We start from the raw sequence: 305 nt of genomic DNA, 5'->3' as shown, positions 1-305 counted from the left end.
AGGAGATTGAAGAGAAGGTCAAAGCGCTTCTAAAATCACTTGCCTTTGAAGAAAATGTGATCAGAATGTCAGCGATCAATGACATTTTGTATCATGCGGATAGTGTCTCTGATTATGCGGATGTCTTGATCAATGGTGAAGCCAAAAACTTGCCGCTCCAAGACATTGAAATTCCGCGTCTAGGGCAGGTGAACGTCATTGAGCAAGCTTGATGAAATGAAAGCTTACCTTCCTGCTTATCTCACAGAGATCACAGATTTTGATGAGCTCATGAAATCCGAAGCTCCCGAGATGGAAAGGCTAGA

1 protein-coding gene is annotated in these 305 nt (G+C 43.0%); it reads left to right on the top strand.

What is annotated here, in order from left to right; genetic code table 11:
* Positions 1 to 212: hypothetical protein (locus R0J92_RS22280; RefSeq protein ID WP_411053256.1), on the top strand; the 212-nt coding region annotated here is incomplete at its 5' end.
* Positions 213 to 305 lie beyond the last annotated feature (93 nt).

It is taken from the genome of Tritonibacter sp. SIMBA_163, from assembly GCF_046535935.1.
GTDB classification, from domain to species: domain Bacteria; phylum Pseudomonadota; class Alphaproteobacteria; order Rhodobacterales; family Rhodobacteraceae; genus Epibacterium; species Epibacterium scottomollicae.
Note: the sequence above shows the minus strand (reverse complement) of the source record. Positions and strands in the feature narration are given on the sequence as shown.